Source organism: Oxalobacteraceae bacterium OTU3CAMAD1, from assembly GCA_024123915.1.
Taxonomy (GTDB): Bacteria; Pseudomonadota; Gammaproteobacteria; order Burkholderiales; family Burkholderiaceae_D; genus Rugamonas.
On record CP099650.1, the window covers coordinates 5422752 to 5444603 of the forward strand.

Below are 21852 nucleotides of genomic sequence, written 5' to 3' on the forward strand. Positions count from 1 at the left end.
TTCCTGCCTGGATGATTACATAGTATGCAATATGGTCAGGATAACCGATGCGCCGAACAGAACAGGATTTACCTCCCAATAACACGCCACGAAGTCACAAAACCACGAAAACACGTAGGGCGGATTAGGCGGAACGCTGTAATCGGCCATGCATGCGTTTCGGCGGCCCATGCATGGCCGATTACGCTACGCTAATCCGCCCTACGCGTCCCTGAATTTTGGCGCTGCCGACCCAAGCGATGCCGCCGGACTATCCCATACCATCACCGCGCCGCCAATAACGACCGGTGGTAACAGCCGCCGGGCCGCGCCCCACTCCGTATGTTCGATTCCCGGCGCCAGATCGGCCTCGCCTGCGGCGGCCAAGGGCTGCGCGCCGACCTCGGGCACGGAATCGGTCAGCAGCTTGGCGGTGCGCGCCAACGACAGCCGCGCACTCATCGCGCGGTTGTCGGCCAACCGGAAAAGCAAGCCCCGCAACACGGCGGCCGCCATCAGGTAGCCAGTGGAATGGTCCAGCGCCTGTACCGGCAATGGCACCGGTTTGTTGGCGCCCTGCATCCGCATGCCATGCTCGGCGATGCCCGAGCTCATTTGCACCAGGCTGTCGAAACCGCGCCGGCCGGCCAGCGGACCGGTCCAGCCGTACGCGTCCAGGCAGACGTCGATCAGTCCCGGGTTGAGCGCGCGGCGGAATTGCCCGCCATAACCCAGCCGCTCCAGCGCGGCGGGACGATAGCCGTGCACCAACACGTCCGCCCGCGCCAGCAAGTCCTCGAAGACGGCACGGTCGGCCGGCTGGCGCAGGTCCAGCCGCGCGCAGCGTTTGCCCGGCGTTACTTCGGGGATCACGCCCGGCTCGTTCCAGTCGGGTGGATCGATGCGCAGCACGTCGGCGCCATAGCGGGCCAGAAACCGGGTTGCCACCGGACCGGCGAGCACACGCGTGAGGTCCAGCACTTTCAATCCCGCCAGCGGCCGGCCGGGCGTGGCGGCGCCGCGCCAGCCATGCCCGGTGGCGCCCCCGTCGAGCGGCCGCGTCTCGAACGCGATCAGCGGCTCGGCGGCGACGGCGACGCCCTGCGGATGCGCCGCCCATTCCGCCGCCGAGCGCATCATCGCCGCGCATCCGCCGTTGCCGACCACCGCCGCCTCGAGCTCCGCGCCGCGCCATCCCCCGACCGCGCGCACCACGGCGTCGCGATCGACCGGGCAACCCAGGACGGCCAGGGCCGCGTCGCGGTGACGGATGGCGTTGGTGTGCAAGCGTATCCAGCCGTCGGCGGTGGCGTAGTCGCCGGCCACCGCGTCCCACAACGGCGGGCGCTCCCAGCCGATTGGATGCAACGACCAGCCGAACCAGAGCGACGCCAGCCTGCGGTCGACATGCACCGGCATGGCATCGCCGCCCTGCGCAACGATCAACTGCCGAAGCACCAGTCCCGCCGCCCCGACCGACGCGGCCGCCAGATCGGTGACGGCGTAATACGATGGCAGCGCGCCTTCTCCCCCGAAGCGGACCGCGTCTTGCACGCCGTCCGGCAGCGCCAGCGCCGACGACACCGCTTGCAGCATGTGGCGAGAGATAACAGACATAAGAGCTCCAGAACTTGATATGCTGGCCAGCTTGAACCCGCAAGCATCACGCGTCAATCTTGACTTGAACCGTCAACATAGGAAGCGCAAATGGTCTGGATGACCGCCACCGAAGCCCTGAACATCCTGAACGTCCGTCCGCAAACACTGTACGCCAACGTCAGTCGCGGCAAAATCCGCGCCAAGGCCGACGACACCGACCCGCGCCGCAGCCTCTACCACCGTGACGACGTGTTGCGCATGGCGAGGCGCACCAACGGCCGCCGCAAGGTCGACGCGGTCTCGGCGCAAGCCATGCAATGGGGCGACCCGGTACTGCCCTCGTCGATCTCGACGACGGCCGATGGCAAGCTGCTCTATCGCGGACAGGACGCGGCAATATTGGCGAATTCCGCGACACCGGAAGAGATCGCCGCGCTACTATGGCAATGCCCGCCAGCGACAATACAAGCCGCCCTGCCCGTCAAGACCGCAGCGGCAGCCGCGCACGGACCTGCCAACCCCGGCGCCCTCGCCACCGGCCTGCTCACCCTGGCAACCCTGGCCGGGAACGCTCCGCCCTCGCTGGCTCGGCCATTAAATGACCTGCACGCCGACGCCGCCACCATCCTGGCCACGCTCACCGAAGCCATCACCGGCCCGCTGCCGGACGCCGCCGCCCGCTTGAGCATCAGCGCCCGCCTGGCCCACGCCTGGCATTGCCCGTCCCAGCAAGACCTGATCCGCCGCGCGTTGGTGCTGATGGCCGACCACGAGCTCAACGCCTCCACCTTCGCCACCCGCGTCGCCATCTCGACCGGCGCCTCGCTGGCGGCCGGCGTGCTGGCCGGCTTCGCCACGCTCAGCGGTCCGCTGCACGGCGGCGCCCCGGCGGAATTCGCCCGGCTGCTCGCCCTCGCCAGACAGGCCGGCGCCCACGACGCCATCGCGCAATGGCTGGCGAGTGGAAGGCCCCTGCCCGGGTTCGGCCACCGGCTCTACCCGGAAGGCGACCCGCGCGCCCGCGCCATGCTGAAGATGCTGCCGGAATTGCAACCCTACACCGATCTGGCCGCCGAAGCCGAGGCGCAGGCGGGCGAGCTGCCCACGGTCGATTTCGCGCTGCCAGCGCTGGCGGCGGCGTGCGGCCTGCCGGACGAGGCGCCGTTTGTGTTGTTTGCTTTGGGAAGATGCGTCGGCTGGCTCGCCCATGCGTTGGAGCAAGCGCAAGCCAACCGTCCGATCAGGCCGCGCGCCCGGTATGTCGGGGCCGGCCTGCCGCAGGAGCCAAGTCGAACGACTTAGCGGATGAACTTACTGACGATGCTGGTGGTGGCCGCGTCCGGATTGACGAACTGGTAGCCGATCTTGAAATGATCGCCGCTGAAGATGCAATACGTGACCTTGGCGCGGCTGCTGACCAGTTGCCCCTTGCCGTCCAGGAAAAGCTCAAACGTCACCTGCCCCATGTGCCCGACCGCCAGCTTGTGGTCGAACGTGAGCGACAAACCGGTGGCGCAGAGGTCGATGGTGCGGCCCTGCTGGGGAGGCATACCATCCATCACCACGACTGCCTTGGCGCGCACGATCTTGCGCGCGACTGATCGTTGATCGACTAACAATTTATTCCATCCTTTAGATACATAATGTTACGTGGTAAGCACTATTGCTGATTACAACACATAACAATACATCCTTATTGGATTTCGCGCAGCTTATTGAAGGCATCATCGATACGATCGACCGCAATAATCGTCATGCCCTCGATCGGTTGCTTGGGCGCGTTGGAGGTTGGAATCATCGCCATCGAGAAACCGAGCTTAGCCGCCTCGCGCAGGCGCTCCTGGCCGCGCGGCGCCGGGCGGATCTCGCCGGCCAGGCCAACCTCGCCGAATACCACGAAACCGCGCGGCAACGGCTTGTTGCGCATCGAGGAATTGATCGCCAGCAGCACCGCCAGGTCGGCCGCCGGCTCGGTGATCTTGACGCCGCCGACGGCGTTGATGAACACGTCCTGGTCGAAGGCGGCGATGCCGGCGTGGCGATGCAAGACCGCCAACAGCATCGCCAGCCGGTTCTGCTCCAGGCCGACCGACAAGCGGCGCGCGTTGGGCAGGTGGCTGGCGTCGACCAGCGCCTGGATCTCCACCAGCAGCGGCCGCGTTCCCTCCTGCGTCACCATCACGCAGGAGCCTGGCACCTGGTTGTCGTGCTGGGACAGGAACAGCGCCGACGGGTTCGATACGCCCTTGAGCCCCTTCTCGGTCATAGCGAACACGCCCAGCTCGTTGACGGCGCCGAAGCGGTTCTTGATCGCCCGCACCAGGCGGAAGCTCGAATGGTTGTCGCCCTCGAAATACAGCACGGTGTCGACGATGTGCTCGAGCACGCGCGGACCGGCCAGCGCGCCCTCTTTCGTCACGTGGCCCACCAGGATGATGGTGATGCCGGTCTGCTTGGCCACGCGGGTCAGCTGGGCCGCGCATTCGCGCACCTGCGCCACCGAACCGGGCGCCGAGCTCAGCGCGTCGGAATAGACGGTCTGGATCGAGTCGATGACGGCCACGTCCGGCTTCAGATCCGCCAGCGTACCGAGGATTTTTTCCAGCTGAATCTCGGCCTGCAGTTTCAGATCGCGGGCGTCGACCTGCAAGCGCTTGGCGCGCAGCGCGATCTGGGCGCCGGATTCCTCGCCGCTGACATATAACACTTTCTTTAAATGCGACAGATTGGCCAGCGCCTGCAGCAGCAGGGTCGACTTGCCAATGCCCGGGTCGCCGCCGATCAGCACCACGCCGCCGGCCACCAGCCCGCCGCCGAGCACGCGGTCGAACTCCTCGATGCCGGTGCCGAAGCGCGGCACGTCGATGGCGTCGATATCGGACAGCGACAACACCGGCGCGGTCTGCGCCAGCGCCATGTGCTGCGGCTGCGAATAGCGGTTGTTGCCGCCGGTCTCGATGAGTGTTTCCACCATCGTGTTCCATTGCTGGCACGAGGCGCATTGCCCGGTCCACTTGGTGGACGTGCCACCGCATTCGGTGCAGGTATAGTTGGTTTTAGCCTTGGCCATCGGCTCAGTCCTCGACCACGGCCACGCGCTGCCCCAGCGCGCACATCAGCTCATAGCCGATGGTGCCGGCCGCGTTGGCGACCTCGTCGATCGGCAAGCCCTGGCCCCACAACGTCACCTTGCTGCCGATTTTAACGTCGGGCAGATCGGTCAGGTCGACCGTCAGCAGGTCCATCGACACGCGCCCGACCAGGCGGGTGCGTACGCCGTCGACCAGCACCGGTGTATCGACCGGCGCGTGGCGCGGATAGCCGTCCGCATAGCCGCAGGCGACCACGCCCACCCGCATCGGCCCTTCGGCCTGGAAGCGGCTGCCGTAGCCGACCACGTCGCCGGCGGCGATGTTCTGCACGCCTATGATCTCGCTCGTCAGGGTCATGGCCGGCAGCAGGCCGTATTCCTCGGCCGACTTGCCGCCCGGCGTGCCGCCGTACAGCATGATTCCGGGACGCACCCAGTCGTTGCGTAGAATATCGGCCAGCTCGTCCTGGCGCAGCACGCCGGCCGAATTCGACAGGCTGCGCATGCCCGGCAGGCCGGCGGCGGCGGCCTCGAAGCGGCGGATCTGCTCGTCGATCGGCAACAGCAGGTGCTTGGCGTCGTCGGCGTTGGCGAAGTGGGTCATCAGCGTGATGCTGCCGACACAGGAAATGGCGACCAGCCGCGCGTGGGCAGCGGCGAACGCATCGGGCATGAAGCCGAGCCTGTTCATGCCGCTGTTCATTTTCAGATGCAGATTGAGCTTGATGCCGCGCGCCGTCAGCGCCTCCTGGGCCGCCTCCAGCCACGCCAGCTGCTCGTTGCAATGGACGGCCGCCTCCAGGTTGTAGCCGGCCATGGTGTTCACATCGTCGGGACCGAAGAAACCCTCTAGTAACAGGATCGGCTTTTTCCAGCCCATCTCGCGCAGCCGTACGGCGTTGTCGACTTCTACCAGCGCCAGGCCGTCGGCGTCGGCGAAGCCGCGCATCGCCCGCTCCAGGCCGTGGCCGTAGCCATTGGCCTTGAGCACGCCCCACACCTTGGCGCCGGGCGAGCCGGCCTTGGCGCGCGCCAAATTATGCTGCAGTGATGCAATGTGGATGGTCGCGACGATTGGCCTTGGCATAGTGCTATCTTTATCAGAAACAGTGGAGCCGTATTTTACCGTGCGCCCACCATTAGCGCGTGCAGGCGCACTGCTCAATTCTTGGGGGTTCCGATCAAAGCGTGGTATAAAGCAAGCCAATACAAGCTTTCAGGCATCCCAGAATGAATCGTGGTTTCTATACCATCATGGCAGCGCAATTCTTTTCGTCGCTGGCGGATAATGCGTTGCTCTTTGTTGCGATTGACCTGCTGATCAATATGAACTCGCCGGGGTGGATCACGCCCCTGCTGAAGCTTTCATTTACGCTCTTTTACGTGCTGTTGGCCGCATTTGTCGGAGCCTTCGCCGATTCGATGCCCAAAGGCAAAGTCATGTTCATCTCCAACCTGATCAAGGTTGGCGGCTGCATGCTGATTTTCGCTAACGTCCACCCTTTGCTTGCGTACGCCATCGTCGGTTTCGGCGCCGCCGTCTATTCACCGGCCAAATACGGCATCCTGACCGAACTGCTGCCGGCCGAGAAGCTCGTCGCGGCCAACGGCTGGGTAGAAGGCTTGACCGTCATGTCGATCATCTTCGGCACCGTCATGGGCGGTGCGCTGGTCGGCGACCGCGTCTCGTCCTACCTGCTCGGCTTCGACATGCCGCTGATCGACACCGGCATCACCACCGCGACCCAATCGGCGCTGTGCGTGGTGGTCGGCATCTATATCATCGCGGCGCTGTTCAACACCCGCATCCCCGACACCGGTTGCCGCTATGGCCACCAGGAACGCAACCCAATCAAGCTGGTCACCGATTTCGCCAACTGCTACAGCCTGCTGTGGAAAGACAAGCTGGGCCAGATCTCGCTGGCGGTCACGACCTTGTTCTGGGGCGCCGCGCAAACCCTGCAATTCATCGTGCTGGAATGGGCCAACCGAACGCTCAAACTGACCTACGAGCAGTCGACCAGCCTGGTCGGCGTGGTCGCCATCGGCGTGGCGGCGGGCGCCGTCATCTCGGCGCGCTCGATCACCTTGCGCAAATCGCTCACGGTGATCCCGGTCGGCATCGCGATGGGCGTCATCGTCATGGGCATGACTTTGGTCAATTCGGTGGCGCTGGCGTATCCGCTGCTGGTACTGGTCGGTTTGCTGGGCGGCTTCTTCCTGGTGCCGATGAACGCGCTGCTGCAGCACCGCGGCCACGTGCTGATGAGCGCCGGCCACTCGATCGCGGTGCAGAACTTCAATGAGAATCTGTCGATCCTGGTGATGCTGGCGGCGTACTCGCTGATGCTGCGCGGCCATCTGAACCTGAACATCATCATCCTGATCTTCGGTCTGTTCCTGGCCGGTACCATGTTCATCATCATGCGCAAGCACCAGGCCAACCAGCGCGAATTCGACTCGATCGGTTTGATCGGCGAAGCCAAGCATTGATGATCGGCGGTGCGTTTGCGCCGCCGAACACAATGCAAACGCGCAAACACGTAGGGCGGATTAGGCGGAACGCCGTAATCGGCCATTTACGAGCCGCCGGCGGCTCATGCATGGCCGATTACGCTTCGCTAATCCGCCCTACGTTGGCAACGTACCGTCCTGGCGCCGTTGCGCGGCCTGCGCTTGCCAATCGTCTGGCACGACAAATCCGCGCCGCTCTTCAACCAGCCAACCGCCCTCTTCCCGCATCACCGCCACCATCACCGGCGCGCTGACCTTGGCCATTTGCTCGCCCAGCGCGGCCATCAGCTCGCTCAGATCCATCGCGCCGTCGGCAGCCTTCAACGGCGCCAGCCACAGCAGCCGATGCATGATGATGAAACGCTCCCCGGACAGGCTTTGCGCCTGCGCCATCGACATCCAGAAACCGTTGCAGTGGCGTTGGGAGATACCGGCCATGCCGCGCCCGGCCTCGTCGCCGGGATAGAACAGCCAGCCTTTGACCAGCGCCAGCGCGCGCGCCACCGGTTGCGGCAGCAGCGGCTGCGCGGCCGGATGCCGCGCCAGCGAAAGCTGCTTATCAAAAATCTTGCGCATCTTCGCGCCCAGCGTATCGGCCAGGTTGGGACCGATCAAGCCGTTGAAGCCCTCGCCGGCACTGTCGGCGTCGAGCAGATAGAACTTGGTGGCGAATTCCAGATGAACCAGGTCGTCGCCGTCGCGTAGCAGGAAATCGAACTCGCCGACGGTGTCGTTGCGGTTGGCGCGCACCTGCAAACCATGCGCGACCAGCTTGCCGTGCTCGGCGAAGTAGAAGGCCATCAGCTTCTCCGCGTACAAGCCCAGGCGGGAGTAATGCCGGGCGCCAAGCGCCGCATCCAGCGGGATCGGGTCCTGCTCCAAGGCGGCCAGCCAATCGGCGGTGTCCTGCGTCATCGCGCCCACGCTGGCGATGCGGCCCTGCCAGTGCGGCGAAGCGGGATCGAGCAAGTCGGGTGCGTCCAGCAGCCAGGCCAGCGCGCGCACATGGGAACGGGTCAGGTGGCCCCAGCGCCGCTCGAACCGCGCCTGATAGTTCTCGGGCGCGGTGTCGGGCGGCGTGGGCGGCTGCCTAGTCACGGGCCGCCTTCGCCAGACACAAGTCGCCCCAGGCCTTGGCCTTGTCTTCCGGGCGGCGCAGCAGGTCGTCTGGATGGTAGGTTGCCACCACCGGCAGCTCGGCGGCACCGTAGCGCATCACCTTGCCGCGAGCGGCCGGCCCCATCATCAGGCCCTTGGCGGCGTGCTGGCCGAACGTCATCGCCATGGACGCGCCGGTCAGTTGCAGCTCGCGGTGCAGGTAGGGACGGCAGGCGGTCAGCTCGTCGATGGTCGGCGGGCGGTCGGCGCCGTCCTCGGCGGCCGGGCGGCATTTGACCAGATTGGTCACGTACACGTCCGCATCGGGCTTGAGCGCGATGGCTTTGAGCATGTTGTCGAGCAGTTGGCCGGCCTCGCCCGCGACGGGCTGGTTGTCTTTTTCGTCCAGGCGCGACGGACCGGCGGCCAGCGCGATCCAGGAGGCCTCGGTCGAGCCACGGCCATTGACGGCGTTGCGGCGCGTGGCGCACAGCTGGCAGCGGGTGCAGGTGGCGACAGCGGTGCGCAATTGCGCCCAGTCCATCGCGGCAATCGCCTCGTCGCTGACCGGCGCGGCGCGGGTTGGCACCGGCGCCTCGTCGAACCAGGCGGTCGAGTCGTCGTTGGGCATGTCGGTGCCCGGCGCGGATGGGGCCGTACGCGCGGCGTCTGCAGTCGCCGGGGCCGCACGCGGGGCGCTGGCCGGCGGCGCTTCGGGCATCGGTGCGCGGGCCGCCGGAGGGGCTGGCTGCTCGCGCGCAGGCTGTTCAATGGCTGGCTGTGCGCGAACTGGCTGTTCGACCGCCGGACGTTCCATCACCGCCTGCATAACCGCATGAGTGAACGCGGCCTGGTCAGCCTCGGCTTCGGCTAGCCGCTCGTCGGCCTGCTCGGCGGCATCGACCGGGGCCCGGGCTGTTGGACGGTCGCGCAGAGACCAATGAGCGCCGACGCCCATCTCCTCAAGGAAAATCGCACTGCGGGTTGCTGTCTGACTCATATTCCGAACCGCATAACGATGGCGTCCTCGCGTTGCTGGTCGGCCGCAGGGTAATAACCCTTGCGCCGGCCAATCTGTTTAAATCCATAGCGTTCGTAAATCTTCAACGCGCGCTCGTTCGACGGCCGCACTTCCAGCAATACCGACGACATGCCCAGCCCGCGCGCACAAGCCACCGCCTGGTTCAGCAGCAAGCGTCCCAGCCCCTGCCCTTGCCGCTCGGCCGACACCGCCACGTTCAGCAGATGCGCCTCGTCGACAATCGCCATCAGCAGGAAGTACCCCAGCAACACGCCGGCCTGGTCGCGCAATACCCACGCCTCGTAGTTGCTGCTCAGCGAATCTGCGAAATTGCCCAAGCTCCAGGGATGCGGATAAACGCTCTCCTCCAGCGCCACCACCTCGGCCAAGTCGGTCTGCTGCATCGGCTCGTAGTTCAAGCGCGCCAGATCCCACAGCTGCTTCATGCCACGCCTTCCGCCGCCTTGGCGACGGCCATGTCACGCCGCTCGGCCTGGGTGTAAGCGATCTTGTTACGCAGATACAGCGGCTGCGCCTCGGCCGCCGTCACCGTCTTGCCGGCGGCGAAGGCGATGCTCGCCAACTGCGCGATTTGCTCCGCGTGCGGCATCACCTCGGCGTGGCCGCCGGCCGGGAACGCTTCGGCGTATGCCGCCAAGCCGTTGCCGCAAGGGACAGGCGCGCCCTGAGGCAGCACGCCATCGGGCGCCGACAGTGTCGGCGGCAGCACGGCGGCAGGCTCGGCGATGCTGGCCGCGTCGCCCTCAAAACGGTATTGCGCCCAATAGACCTCGCCCATGCGCGCGTCCAGCACGGCCAGCACGTCGGCGGCACCGTGGCGCTGGCGGCAAGCGAGCGCCATCGCGTCGAGCGTGACGACCGGCACCACCGGCAGGCTGGCGCCGAAAGCGAGCCCCTGGGCGATGCCGCAGGCGGTGCGCACACCGGTGAACGAGCCGGGGCCGGAACCGAAGGCGATCGCATCGCAATCCTTCAGCGCGATGCGGGCTTCGGCCAGCAGCTCTTGGATCATCGGCAAGATGGATTGGGAATGGGTACGCACGCCGGACGACACGCGGCTGATGACGGTTTCGCCCCGCAGCAGCGCGCAGGAGGCCAGTTCGGACGAGGTTTCAATGGCAAGAATAATAGGCATCCCGTATTTTAACCCGGCCCGGAGGCAGGCGCGACCCCGCGCGGGCATGTAGAATGTCTCCTTTGGGCGCTGAGAACGCTGTCATTCGACGATCCTATGCAAAGTTTGACCTTAAATTCCGCCAATCGCCAGCAAGTCGCCGCCGCCCTGTCCGGCGACCGCTGGATCGTCGCGTGCCTGTGCGCGGCGTGGTGCGGCACGTGCGAATCCTACCGCGCCACGTTCGAGGAACTGGCCGCTCGCCATCCGGACAAGTTCTTCGTCTGGATCGACATCGAGGACCACGCGGATGTGGTGGGCGACCTGGACGTGGAGAACTTCCCTACCCTATTAATCCAGCATCACGAGCTGGTCACCTTCTTCGGCACAATGCTGCCGGATGGCGGGCTGGCGCACCGGCTGGTGCTGTCTCAGACCCAACAAAGTGACGAGGAGCTCAAGGCGCTGGCGCTCAACAGCGAGGAGCGGGCGCGTTGGCAGAATGATTGTAATTTGCGGACGTTGATGCGGAATGCGTTGGGGTAACGCCTTGGTCGCGAAAGTTGAACGGCTGCTTCCGCCTGCGGATTCAATCGGTGGTCGCAACACTCTAACCTAAATGCGTAAGCATGAGGAGTGTTGAACATGAAGCCACGGATCTATTACACAGAGAGCCAGAAGGCATTGATGTGGGAACACTGGAAACAAGGTGATTCCCTTCAAATGATTGCCCAGCTGTTCGATCGAAACCACTCATCGATCCAGCAGATTCTAGCGGAAACCGGCGGCATACGTCCGCTACAACGATGCCGAGCCCCTCGGGCTCTGACACTATCCGAACGCGAGGAAATATCTCGCTCCGTCATTACCGGCGAGTCAATCCGCGCATTGGCAACACGCCTACGGCGCGCGCCTTCGACAATCAGCAGAGAGATCAACCGCAATGGTGGCCGCGAAGCATATCGCGCGGTCCAAGCGGATCAGCATGCTTGGGTTCAGGCGCGCCGCCCCAAACGTTGTAAGCTGGCCGAGAACCGTGAGTTGGCCGACCTGGTAGCCAGCAAGCTGCAACTGGAGTGGTCGCCCGAACAGATTGCCGGATGGCTCCGGCATATGTTCCCGAGTTCGGAGGAGTATCACGTGTCACACGAGACCATCTATCGTAGCCTCTATATTCAAGCGCGCGGAGCCCTGAAGAAGGAGCTGCTTGAGCATCTGCGAAGGACCCGTGCCATGCGCCGCTCTCGTCATCACACTCAGAAGACAGACAATCACGGCAGGATCAAGGACGCCGTCTCATCAGCGAAAGACCGGCATCGGCCCAAGACCGCGCGGTGCCTGGTCATTGGGAAGGTGATTTGCTCTTCGGTAGCCACAACAGCCAGATTGCAACGCTTGTCGAACGCCAGACGCGCTATGTCATGCTGGTGAAGGTGGCTGGCAAAGATACCCAAACTGTGATCGATGCACTGATTCAGCAAGCCATCAAGCTGCCGCAGGAACTATATAAGTCGCTTACCTGGGACAGAGGCAAAGAGCTCGCCGACCACAAGCGATTCAAGTTGGCAACCGATATCCAAGTCTACTTCTGCGATCCGCAAAACCCCTGGCAGCGCGGATCAAATGAGAACACCAACGGCTTGCTCCGACAGTATTTCCCGAAGGGGCTCGATCTCTCGGACTACTCGCAAGGTCAGCTCGATGCGGTGGCCAATCGCCTGAACGCTCGACCAAGAAAAACGCTAGGCTATGACAGCCCAGCACAACGATTCGAACGATGTGTTGCAATGACCGATTGAATCCGCAGCCGGTTACAGCCGCATGTTCGCAGCAGGAAGACTAGATTTCATCTGCACGTAAGTAATCGTTGCGCCATCGTACATTCTGGAAGCTTCCCCCGTAACTACAAACCCGTTACGTGCGTAGAACCTTTGAGCTCCCACATTTGACTTCGCGACGTTAAGAACCAATTCTTTGTTCCCTGAGTGCGCGGCCTCCAGCAAAGCCTGTCCTACGCCTTTTCCCCGAGCATCTCTTCGAACGAACATGGCGCGCAATTGACTGCCATATAGAGCTGTAAACCCCAGGATTTCTTCTTCCTCAAAGACCAATACAACCGATTCTTTGAAAGCGGCCAGAATTACAGCATCCTCTTCCAACGGAGTGATTTCAAAGTTACGGCTCTCAAACTGTAGTTCGTCGTGTTTTGAGCTGATATAGATGTTGCATACAGCAGGGAAATCTAGTTCGTGAAAACCGCGTACTGTCATCGGTAAATACCTCCAATTTTTTCAATGTCGGCTTCTGGCCGCACTCGGCCGATGAGCAAGGATACCATCTTGCCCAAATGGAAATCTCACCAATTACCACATCACGTTCGGATACGACCGCCGCGCAGTTAAGCGCATAGTAGAGCTTCACTCCAGGAGGTCTATCATGAACAATCTAGTGAAAAGTTCCGCATGCCAAAGTACGCCGTGGAACAAGGGTAAGTTGGTGGGGCAGAAAGCACCGCTTCGCGTAAGCGAAATCTGGGCAATTCGCGTTCGCTTGGAAATCTTCGGCAGGGCCCGAGACTTGGCACTCTTTAACTTGGCCATCGACAGCAAATTGCGTGGCTGCGACTTGGTCCAGCTGCGCGTCAACGATGTATGCCATGGAGGCCATGTGGCAGCGCGGGCCAGCGTGATGCAGCAGAAGACGAAGCAACCCGTCCAGTTTGAACTTACCGCAGGAACCAGGAAGAGCTTGGAGGACTGGATGGCGGCCGCAGCCTTGCGCCACGGCGATTTTCTTTTTCCAAGTCGAATCTCAGAATCGCCGCACATTTCGACTAGGCAGTACGCGCGTATTGTTCACCAATGGTTCGATGAAATAGGGTTAGACCCGACGGCATACAGCACACACACGATGCGGAGGACGAAGCCAACACTCATCTACCGGCGCACAAAAAATTTGCGAGCGGTGCAGCTGTTGCTGGGCCACACGCGCTTAGAGAGCACCGTACGATATCTGGGTATCGAAGTCGATGACGCTCTCGAAATGGCCGAGCAAATGGATGCTTAAGAACAAGGGCGACGCCAGCAGTCGCCCCAAAGCAGAAGCTCAGCTGGCGGCGGAAGTGCCCCTAAGCGCACCGTCTCCACACTATCTTCATTTTCGAAATCTTGAGTGATGAGGAGTCCATACAATACCCGGGATCGGAGAATGTAGTGTAGGACGGGAGCGGTTCGCATAGCAAAACCAATATTCAGTTTACTTGCACACAGCACACAGATATAGTCTAGGCAACAAATTGGTGCAACCTGATTGGAGCGTTTAGGCATGAACCCATCTTCTACTCGTCCCATCAGGCCTGTAATCCTTGTCGTGGACGACACGCCAGATAATCTTCTGTTGATGGCCAACTTGCTCAAGGATAGTTATACGGTCAAAGCAGCAAATAACGGCGAGAAGGCGCTGCGCATCGCGCGGGATGCACCGCCGCCTGACCTCATCCTGCTTGACATCATGATGCCAGGGATGACCGGCCACGAAGTGGCGCAGGTACTGCAGAGCGACCCGGCCACACGCGACATCCCCATCATCTTCTTGACCGCTATGGCCTCCAGCGCGGACGAGACGCACGGTCTGGAGCTGGGCGCGGCCGACTACATCACCAAACCGATCAGCCCGCCCGTGGTGCTGGCGCGCGTACGCACCCAGCTCAAGGTCAAAGACGCGGCCGACTTCCTGCGCGACAAGAACGACTACCTCGAACAAGAGGTGCAGCGCCGCACGCGCGAGCTGAGCGCGATCCAGGATGTCACGATCCACGCCATGGCCTCGCTGGCCGAGACACGCGACAACGAGACCGGCAACCACATCCGCCGTACCCAGCACTACGTCAAGGTGCTGGCCGAACATCTGTGCGAGCATCCGCGCTTCCGCGCTTTCCTCGACCCCGACACCATCAAGCTGTTGTTTAAGTCGGCGCCGTTGCACGACATTGGCAAGATCGGCATCCCCGACCGCATCTTGCTCAAGCCTGGCCGCTTCGAGCCTGAGGAATTCGAAATTATGAAGACCCACACCACGCTCGGGCGCGACGCCATCGCCCACGCCGAGCAACAACTGGGCATGGATGTCGACTTCCTGCGCTTGGCCAAGGAGATTGCTTACTCACACCAGGAAAAATGGGACGGCAGCGGCTATCCTGAAGGCCTGGCCGGCGACGCCATCCCAATCTCGGCCCGCCTGATGGCAGTGGCCGACGTCTACGATGCCCTGATCAGCCGCCGCGTCTACAAGGAAGGCATGCCGCATGAAAAGGCGGTGCAGATCATCGCCGAAGGACGCGGCTCGCACTTCGATCCCGACGTCTGCGACGCCTTCCTGGCCAACCTGCCCGCGTTCCAGCAGGTCGCCGCACGCTACGCCGACAGCGACCACGACATTGCTAAGCAGGCCGCCGCCATCGCGCATACCCTGCCTGTACAGTGAGCGCCCGCATGCGTTCGCCGCTGGCCTATCTCGAACGGCTGCGCCTGCGCCAGAAGCTGGCAGCCGGCTTTTGCGCGGTGCTGCTGCTGGCACTGGCGCTGGGGCTGCAAAGCCTGCGCACCCAGGACCAGTTGAGCAGCGACATGCAGCGCCTGCTCAGCGAGGGCATGATCGGCATCGTGCAGGTCAAGGAAGCCCGCATCCAGCTCAACCGCTTCGAGCTAATGCTGCACAAGGTGACCAACGCCCCGAACCCTGTTGCCTTCGACAAGGCGCTTGAACAGGTCGACAATGCGCGCGAGCAGCTGCACTTTGCCGTCGACGAGGCCCGTGCCACCCTGCTGCGCACCGACAATCAGCAACGCCATACCGTCTTTGAAAGCATGCTGGCGCGCGCCGAGCGCATCGCCGACGAGGCAATCGAACTAGCGCGACTACACCGCAACGTCGAAGCCAACTTCTTACTCAACAGCGAGCGCTTCCAGCATGCGGTGCGCACCGCCGACCTCCAGATGGCCGAGATCGCAGCCGTTAAGGACTCCAACGCTCGCAGCACCATCTACCACATTCGTCAGTTCGCGCTCACCAGCAGCACCCTCACCTACGCTCTGCTGATCGGCGGCTTGGCGGTGGCGCTGCTGTGCGCATGGTGGATCAGCCTGTCAATCCGGCGCCCGGTCAACCGCCTGCGCGAGGCGGTCGATGCGCTGGCCGCTGGCCAGCTCGATAGCGTGATTCCCCACACCGACTACCAGAACGAAACGGGCGACCTGGCGCGCGCCATCGCCAAGCTGCAAGTCGAATCGCGCCAGCTAGACATGCAACGCTGGATCAAGTCGCAGGAAGCCTCGATCCAGTCCGAGCTGCAGCAGGCTGCCAGCCTGGACCAGGCCGCGCAGCGCCTGTTGACGCTGCTTGCGCCGCTGGTACAGGCCGGCCAGGGCGCGCTCTACCTGCTTGACGAAGACGCCGCCGCACTGCGCCTAGCCGCCAGCTATGCGGCCGACCCGGATCATCCGCCGGCGCCGCAACTGGCGCTGGGCAGCGGCCTGCTGGGCCAATGCGCGCAGGACCGCCAGCCGCGGCGGCTCGACACGCTGCCGGATGACTACGCGCAAATCCACTCGCAACTGGGACAGTCGCACCCGCGCCACCTGCAGGTGCTGCCGCTGCTGCACGGCGAGCGCTTGATGGGCGTTCTGGAGCTGGCCGGCTTCGATGCTCCCGGCGAATCGGGCCGCGTGCTGATGGACGAGCTGCTGCCCAAACTGGCGATGTCGCTGGAGATCAAGGCGCGTAGCCACGCGGTGCAGACCATGGCCGCCGAACTCGAAGCGCAGCAGGTGGTGCTGAAAGCCACCGAGGCCTGGTATCGCGGCATCATCGAGGCGGCGCCGGACGGCATGCTGGTGATCGATGCGCACGGCCTGATCATGATGACCAACCCGCAGCTCGACCAGCTGTTCGGCTACGAGGCCGGCGAGTTGGCCGGCTTGCCGATCGAAACGCTGGTGCCGCCGGAGGCGCACGGGCGCCACGTCGGCTCGCGCGACGGCTTCATTGCGCAAGGCACGGCGCGCCAGATGGGCATGACAGGCGCCGACCTGCACGGTATGCGCAAGGATGGCAGCCGCTTCTCGGTCGAGATCGGCCTGTCGCGGCTGCCGGCCATCGCCGAGCGCGGCGTTTGCGTGTGCGCCTCGGTGCGCGACATCAGCGACCGCAAGCTGGCGGAGGCCGAGGTTCTGCGCGCCAAGGAGATCGCCGAGGATGCCACGCGCGCCAAGAGCGACTTCCTGGCCAACATGAGCCACGAGATCCGCACGCCGATGAACGCCATTATCGGCATGAGCCACCTAGCGCTGCGCACGGATCTCGATAAGAAACAGCGCAACTACATCGAGAAGGTGCACCGCTCAGCCGAGAACCTGCTGGGCATCATCAACGATATTCTTGACTTCTCCAAGATCGAAGCGGGCAAGATGAACATCGAGCAGGCCCCGTTCCGGCTGGAGGACGTGCTGGAGAACTTCGCCAGCATGATCGGCCTGAAGGCCGAGGACAAAGGCTTGGAACTGCTGTTCGCCACCTCGGCCGACCTGCCGACCGCATTGGTAGGCGATTCGCTGCGGCTGGGTCAGGTATTGGTCAACCTCGGCAACAACGCCGCCAAGTTCACCGAACGCGGCGAGATCGTGGTCGGGATCGAAATGGCGGCCGACGCCGAGGATCAGGTCGAGCTTCACTTCTGGGTGCGCGACAGCGGTATCGGCATGACGGCCGAGCAGTGCGAACGTCTGTTCCAGTCCTTCAGCCAGGCAGACAGCTCGACCACGCGCAAATACGGCGGCACCGGGCTAGGTCTGGCCATCTCCAAGAAGCTGGTGGAGCTGATGGATGGCCGGATCTGGGTCGAGAGCACGCCGGGCGAGGGCTCGACCTTCCACTTCAGCGCTCGTTTCGGACGCCAGACCGAGGTGCAGCCGCGCCGCATGTTCCACGCCGACGAGCTGCTTGGCCTGCGCGTGCTAGTGGTAGACGACAACGCCAGCGCGCGCGAAATCTTGTCGACCATGGCGCGCAGTTTCGGCTTGGAGGTGGACCTCGCCGACAGCGGCCACAGCGCGCTGCGCACCATGGTCGAGGCCGAGCGCAAGGGCCTGCCTTACGACTTGGTGCTACTGGACTGGCGCATGCCGGGCATGGACGGGGTCGAAACGCTGCAGCGCATGCAGAGCGGTGCCGTGAATCACATCCCGTCTGTCATCATGGTGACGGCCTTCGGCCGGGACGACGCGCAGGAGGCGGCGGCGCTCCAGCAGGTGGCGCTGCCAGCCGTGCTGACCAAGCCAGTCACTCCGTCGACGCTGCTCGAAGCGATCGGCGAGGTACTGGGCAAGGGCGTGGTCGCCGAAACGCGCCAGGCAGAGCGACAGGACCGCAGCGCGGCCGACCAGGCCCGCATGGCTGGCGCCCGCCTGCTGCTGGCCGAGGACAACGATATGAACCAGGAACTGGCGCGCGAGCTGCTGGAAAGCGCTGGCATCGTACTCACCGTCGTAGGTGACGGGCAGCAAGCGCTGGACCTGCTCGCCCATGCCGGTGCCGCCGCCTTCGACGGCGTGTTGATGGACTGCCAGATGCCAGTGATGGACGGCTATGAAGCCACCCGCCGCCTGCGCGCCCAACCCCTGTACGCGCATCTGCCGATCATTGCCATGACCGCCAACGCCATGGCCGGCGACCGCGAAATGGCGCTGGCGGCTGGCATGAATGACCACATCTCCAAGCCGCTGAACGTCACCGCCATGTTCGCCACCATGAGCAAGTGGATCCACCCGGCGCAGCCGGCCATAGCAGCTCCCCCAGCGATGCAGCCCGATGCCGCAGGCAAAATGGCCGCTGCCCTGCCTGCCCAACTCCCCGGTATCGACCAGCGCGCCGGCCTGGCAACCAGCATGGGCCGGCAGGACCTTTACCTGCGCATGCTGGTGCGCTTCCGCGATGGCCACGCCAGACTGCGGGAGGATTTCGAGGCGGCGCGGCAAAGCGATGACCCCGCAGCGGCGGCGCGGGTAGCCCACACCTTGCGCGGCACCGCCGGCAACGTCGGCGCCAAAGGCGTGGCGGCGACAGCTACCGCACTGGAACTGGCATGCAAAGCCGGTGTAGCCGAAGCCGAACTGGCTGTGCTGCTGACGGCGGTCGAAAACGAACTGGGGGCGGTGCTTTCCGGCCTGGCCGCACTGGGCAACGACGCGGCAGCGGCAGAGAACACCCCGGCCGAGGTCATCGCAGCGGCTCCCGCCCTGCCGCCGGACGCGGCCGCCACACTTGCCCAACTGCGCAAGCTGCTGGCCGACAGCGACACCGCCGCGCTGGACGTGTTGGAGACATTGGAATCGCAAGCCGCCGGCCACCCGCTGGCGCGACAGTTGCGCAAAGTCAGCCAGGCAATTGAACGCTTCGACTTCGACGCTGCGCTGGAAGCGCTTGATGCCGTGGTGCAGTCAGCCTGACAAGCAAGGCCGCCGCGCGATTCGCCTCAGGCCGGCGGCGGCGCCGACGGCAGGCTGACGATGAGGGTGGTGGTCTGGAGCTCGTCATCAACGGCGAAGGCCACCTCCCCATATTGCGCGCGTGCCAGCAGGCGTGCCGAATACGTGCCCAGGCCGGTGCCGCCGGACTTCCCGTCGGTGACGAATTTGTCGAAGAAGCGTTCGCGTATCGGTTCCGGGATCACACCCTTGTTGACGATCTCGATGCGCAGCGGGCTTCCGGCGTACAGCGTGGCGATGACGCGGGTGCGCTCGGGCGCTGCCTCGCAGGCGTTCTTGATCAGATTATTCAAGAGCGAATAGGTCAGCATAGCATCGCCCAGCGCTAGCGGAGCGTCGGTGCCGACATCGAAATCGGTGTCGACCGCCAGCACCAATTGCTTGCCCGCGTAAGTGGCGCGCGCCGTCTCAACCACCCGCCTCAGCATGTCGCTGATGGGTAGCGGCGCTGCATGGAGCACATATTTTCCCGTCTCGATCTTGTACAGTTCGGTCGACAGGTTGACCATGTCGGTCACCTGCAGCATGGCCTGCTCGGCCAGCCGCAAATTCTCAAGCTGTCGGCGGTCCAGGTCAGCGGCGTCGATTAGCGACTGCACAATGCCGATGGCGCCGGCCAGCGGGCCCTTGAGGTCGTGCCGCGTCATGGCCTCGACATCATCGCGCAGGCGGGCGATGGCGAGCATGTTGTCGTAGTCGGCTTGCAGGTGGCGGCGCAGCTCGACGTAGCGCATGAAGTTGTCGACCCGCAGCTTCAGCTGGACCGGGTCGATGGGCTTGGTAATGAAGTCCACCGCCCCCAACTCCATGCCTTGCAGACGCGCGGCGTCGTCGGTAAGGGCGGTGACGAAGATTATGGGTACATTTTCTGCGCCGGGATGCTCGCGCATGCGGCGTGCCACTTCAAAACCGTCCATGCCGGGCATCATCACGTCCAACAGCACTAGGTCGGGCGGCATGTCGCCACAGCACAAGGCCAGCGCTTTTTCGCCGTTGTGTGCTGCCTTGATGCGGTAGCGGCCCTTGAACACATTTGCCAGCACGTACAAGTTGTCAGCGGTGTCGTCGACCAGGAGCAATGTTGGCGGCAACGGTTCCCTTGGTGGCAAATGGACCGCCGCCGGTGGCATGACGATCACATCGTCCAAGGGCGCGGCGGCCTGGGGTGCGTCGATGTTCGTTTCCTTATCCGGCGCCGGTGGTGCCACCTGATGCGCCATCGCACGCTTGATGCTGGTGGCCAGCCGGCCCGCCGTGTAGGGTTTGACTAGCAGGTCGCTGACACCGCTGCTGATGGCTGTTTCGATGCGGCTGCGCTCGGCCTCGGCGGTGATCATGATGAACGGCATGTGCATATGGCGCGGACTGGAACGAATCATCTGCAGTAAGGCGATGCCGGTCAACGCCGGCATATTCCAGTCGGAGATCACCAAATCATAACGCTTGCGCTCAATCATGCGCCAGGCTTCGGCTCCATCGGATGCGAGCTCCACCGGTCCAAAGCCGAGCGAGGCCAGTTGGCCAGCTGTGACCTTGCGCATTGTTTCGACATCATCGACCACCAGTATTCTCAGCACTTGTGCCATGTCGCCCCCATCTGCGGCCGGCTACGTGGGGCAGCAGACCGTTTCATTTATTTATGCGGCATTTTTTTGTCGATTTGAAACGAAAGCGTTCAAGCCGTAAAGGTCTGCTTCTGGCCGAACGCTGCCGATGGCGTTCAGGATAGCAGCTTGCTCATCCGCAAAACTCACAAATTCTCACATCGGACCGAAAGCGCCCCAGTACGGACATTAGTCCGTCGTCGCTGATAGCGATTCAACGGATAGCCGATCGCAGGTGGCAAGACAGCGCTTTGGGGAGGTGTCCAACCTTCTCGCCAGGAGCGCGTCGACTAGGTTGGCCCACATAAGGGAGAGGGGGTGGGTGGCTTCGCCCCTCCAAATCGACAGTTCATCCATCGTTGCGCGCTGCTCGTCGGCCCGCGCGCGCGGGCGGGGGCGGCCGCGCCTAGAATAGCGGCATGAGCATTCCACTCCAATTCAAGTCGGGCGAGTTTTATGGCGAAGTGCATCACGGTGCGCGCGGCAGCCTGTTTGATATCCGCCGCCTGCGCGCGACCCGCAGCGAAGACGAAGTCGAAACCCACCGCCATGACGATGCCCATTTCGTCCTGGTGCTGTCGGGCGTCTATATTTCCAGCGCCCGCCTCGCCCCGCCGCGCGCGCCGTCGCCCACCTTGGTTTTCAATCCGGCCGGCACCACTCACCGCGACCGCTTCCTTGACGGCAAAGGCAGTTTCATGACCGTGTCGCTGGCGCCTGCGCTAATGGCGGGCGCCGAAGAATTGCACGCGGCCCAGGAGCGCGCCACGGTGTTGGGCAATGCGGCCAGCGCCGCCGCAGCGTTTGGAATCGCCCGGGAAATCTCGCGCGGCGGCGATCTCGCTATGCTAGAAGCGGGCGCTTGGGAGTTGTTGGCCAGTCTGCAGGTGGCCGCTCCCAAGTCCCGAGCGCCGCTGCCCCCTTGGGCCTATGTGGCCTACGAGGCCGTCATGGATATGGCCGCCGACGCCAATCTGCGCATCGCCGACTTGGCCGCCGCGCTGGGCGTGCACCCCGTGCATCTGGCGCGCGTGTTCCGCCAAGCCTGGGGCTATTCTCCGGGCGACCTGCTGCGCTGGCGCCGCGTCGAGCAAGCCGGCGGCCTGCTGCGCCGCCGGGAATTGAGCCTAGCCGAGGTGGCGCTGAGCGCGGGTTTCGCCGACCAAAGCCACATGAATCGCGCCTTCCAGGCCCAGTACGGCATCACGCCCGGCAATTACCGGCGCCGGATGTTTCAAACGTCCAAGACGATGGCAAGTTTTCCGGACTAG

17 protein-coding genes and 1 pseudogene are annotated in these 21852 nt (G+C 63.8%); 8 read left to right on the forward strand and 10 right to left on the reverse strand.

The genetic code is table 11. The features are described from left to right. Positions 1–201: 201 nt before the first annotated feature. Entirely contained in the window at positions 202–1575 is a 1374-nt protein-coding gene (locus tag NHH88_23010) for a CoA transferase (protein USX17403.1), read from the reverse strand. 111 nt (positions 1576–1686) lie between these two features. Here NHH88_23010 and NHH88_23015 point away from each other — a divergent pair, with 111 nt between their 5' ends. Continuing rightward, complete coding sequence (locus NHH88_23015) at positions 1687–2880, forward strand: citrate synthase family protein (GenBank protein ID USX12542.1); 1194 nt, start codon at positions 1687–1689, stop codon at positions 2878–2880. On the opposite strand, the gene NHH88_23020 is transcribed toward NHH88_23015, so the two are convergent. The 3 genes from NHH88_23020 to alr all read right to left on the reverse strand — a co-directional run bounded on the left by NHH88_23020 (position 2877) and on the right by alr (position 5756). Further along, positions 2877–3197, reverse strand: a complete 321-nt coding sequence (locus tag NHH88_23020; GenBank protein USX12543.1) for a PilZ domain-containing protein — start codon at positions 3195–3197, stop codon at positions 2877–2879. The genes NHH88_23015 and NHH88_23020 overlap by 4 nt on opposite strands. A 74-nt stretch (positions 3198–3271) precedes the next feature. Then, the gene (radA, locus tag NHH88_23025; protein ID USX12544.1) at positions 3272–4648 is read right to left on the reverse strand and encodes a DNA repair protein RadA; all 1377 of its coding nucleotides are present in this window, start codon (positions 4646–4648) and stop codon (positions 3272–3274) included. 4 nt (positions 4649–4652) lie between these two features. Continuing rightward, positions 4653–5756, reverse strand: a complete 1104-nt coding sequence (gene alr, locus NHH88_23030) for an alanine racemase (protein ID USX12545.1) — start codon at positions 5754–5756, stop codon at positions 4653–4655. 143 nt (positions 5757–5899) lie between these two features. Between alr and lplT the strand changes: the two genes are divergently transcribed. Continuing rightward, a complete protein-coding gene (gene lplT, locus NHH88_23035; protein ID USX12546.1) occupies positions 5900–7162 on the forward strand; it encodes a lysophospholipid transporter LplT in 1263 nt (420 codons plus the stop codon). A gap of 138 nt (positions 7163–7300) precedes the next feature. On the opposite strand, the gene NHH88_23040 is transcribed toward lplT, so the two are convergent. Genes NHH88_23040 through tsaB form a run of 4 tightly spaced genes read right to left on the reverse strand, consistent with a single transcriptional unit; the run spans position 7301 to position 10458 of the window. Further along, on the reverse strand, positions 7301–8281 hold the full coding sequence (locus NHH88_23040) for a DUF1853 family protein (GenBank protein ID USX12547.1): 981 nt from the start codon (positions 8279–8281) through the stop codon (positions 7301–7303). After that, positions 8274–9281: a uracil-DNA glycosylase gene (locus NHH88_23045; protein USX12548.1), complete on the reverse strand. Its 1008-nt coding sequence runs from the start codon at positions 9279–9281 to the stop codon at positions 8274–8276. Before NHH88_23045 ends, NHH88_23040 begins: the two co-directional genes overlap by 8 nt. Continuing rightward, complete coding sequence (gene rimI / locus NHH88_23050) at positions 9278–9748, reverse strand: ribosomal protein S18-alanine N-acetyltransferase (GenBank protein USX12549.1); 471 nt, start codon at positions 9746–9748, stop codon at positions 9278–9280. Before rimI ends, NHH88_23045 begins: the two co-directional genes overlap by 4 nt. Continuing rightward, positions 9745–10458 (reverse strand): tRNA (adenosine(37)-N6)-threonylcarbamoyltransferase complex dimerization subunit type 1 TsaB, encoded by a 714-nt coding sequence (gene tsaB, locus NHH88_23055; GenBank protein ID USX12550.1) that lies wholly within the window; start codon positions 10456–10458, stop codon positions 9745–9747. Before tsaB ends, rimI begins: the two co-directional genes overlap by 4 nt. A gap of 96 nt (positions 10459–10554) precedes the next feature. On the opposite strand from tsaB, the gene NHH88_23060 reads away from it, so the two are divergent. Both NHH88_23060 and NHH88_23065 read left to right on the forward strand, forming a co-directional pair. Further along, positions 10555–10983 carry a thioredoxin family protein gene (locus NHH88_23060; GenBank protein ID USX12551.1) on the forward strand — a complete coding sequence of 143 codons (429 nt, stop codon included), beginning with the start codon at positions 10555–10557 and terminating at the stop codon, positions 10981–10983. Between the two features lie 93 nt (positions 10984–11076). After that, positions 11077–12236 (forward strand): annotated as a pseudogene (locus NHH88_23065) (IS30 family transposase). Between the two features lie 12 nt (positions 12237–12248). Here NHH88_23065 and NHH88_23070 read toward each other — a convergent pair. Continuing rightward, the gene (locus NHH88_23070; GenBank protein ID USX12552.1) at positions 12249–12707 is read right to left on the reverse strand and encodes a GNAT family N-acetyltransferase; all 459 of its coding nucleotides are present in this window, start codon (positions 12705–12707) and stop codon (positions 12249–12251) included. Positions 12708–12873: 166 nt separating this feature from the next. Between NHH88_23070 and NHH88_23075 the strand changes: the two genes are divergently transcribed. The 3 genes from NHH88_23075 to NHH88_23085 all read left to right on the forward strand — a co-directional run bounded on the left by NHH88_23075 (position 12874) and on the right by NHH88_23085 (position 18938). Continuing rightward, positions 12874–13503, forward strand: coding sequence for a tyrosine-type recombinase/integrase (locus NHH88_23075; GenBank protein ID USX12553.1), 630 nt, complete (start codon positions 12874–12876; stop codon positions 13501–13503). Positions 13504–13761: 258 nt separating this feature from the next. After that, positions 13762–14919: a two-component system response regulator gene (locus NHH88_23080; GenBank protein ID USX12554.1), complete on the forward strand. Its 1158-nt coding sequence runs from the start codon at positions 13762–13764 to the stop codon at positions 14917–14919. A gap of 8 nt (positions 14920–14927) precedes the next feature. Then, positions 14928–18938 (forward strand): response regulator, encoded by a 4011-nt coding sequence (locus NHH88_23085; GenBank protein USX12555.1) that lies wholly within the window; start codon positions 14928–14930, stop codon positions 18936–18938. 26 nt (positions 18939–18964) lie between these two features. On the opposite strand, the gene NHH88_23090 is transcribed toward NHH88_23085, so the two are convergent. Beyond that, on the reverse strand, positions 18965–20563 hold the full coding sequence (locus NHH88_23090) for a hybrid sensor histidine kinase/response regulator (GenBank protein ID USX12556.1): 1599 nt from the start codon (positions 20561–20563) through the stop codon (positions 18965–18967). 437 nt (positions 20564–21000) lie between these two features. On the opposite strand from NHH88_23090, the gene NHH88_23095 reads away from it, so the two are divergent. After that, positions 21001–21852 (forward strand): helix-turn-helix transcriptional regulator, encoded by an 852-nt coding sequence (locus NHH88_23095; GenBank protein USX12557.1) that lies wholly within the window; start codon positions 21001–21003, stop codon positions 21850–21852.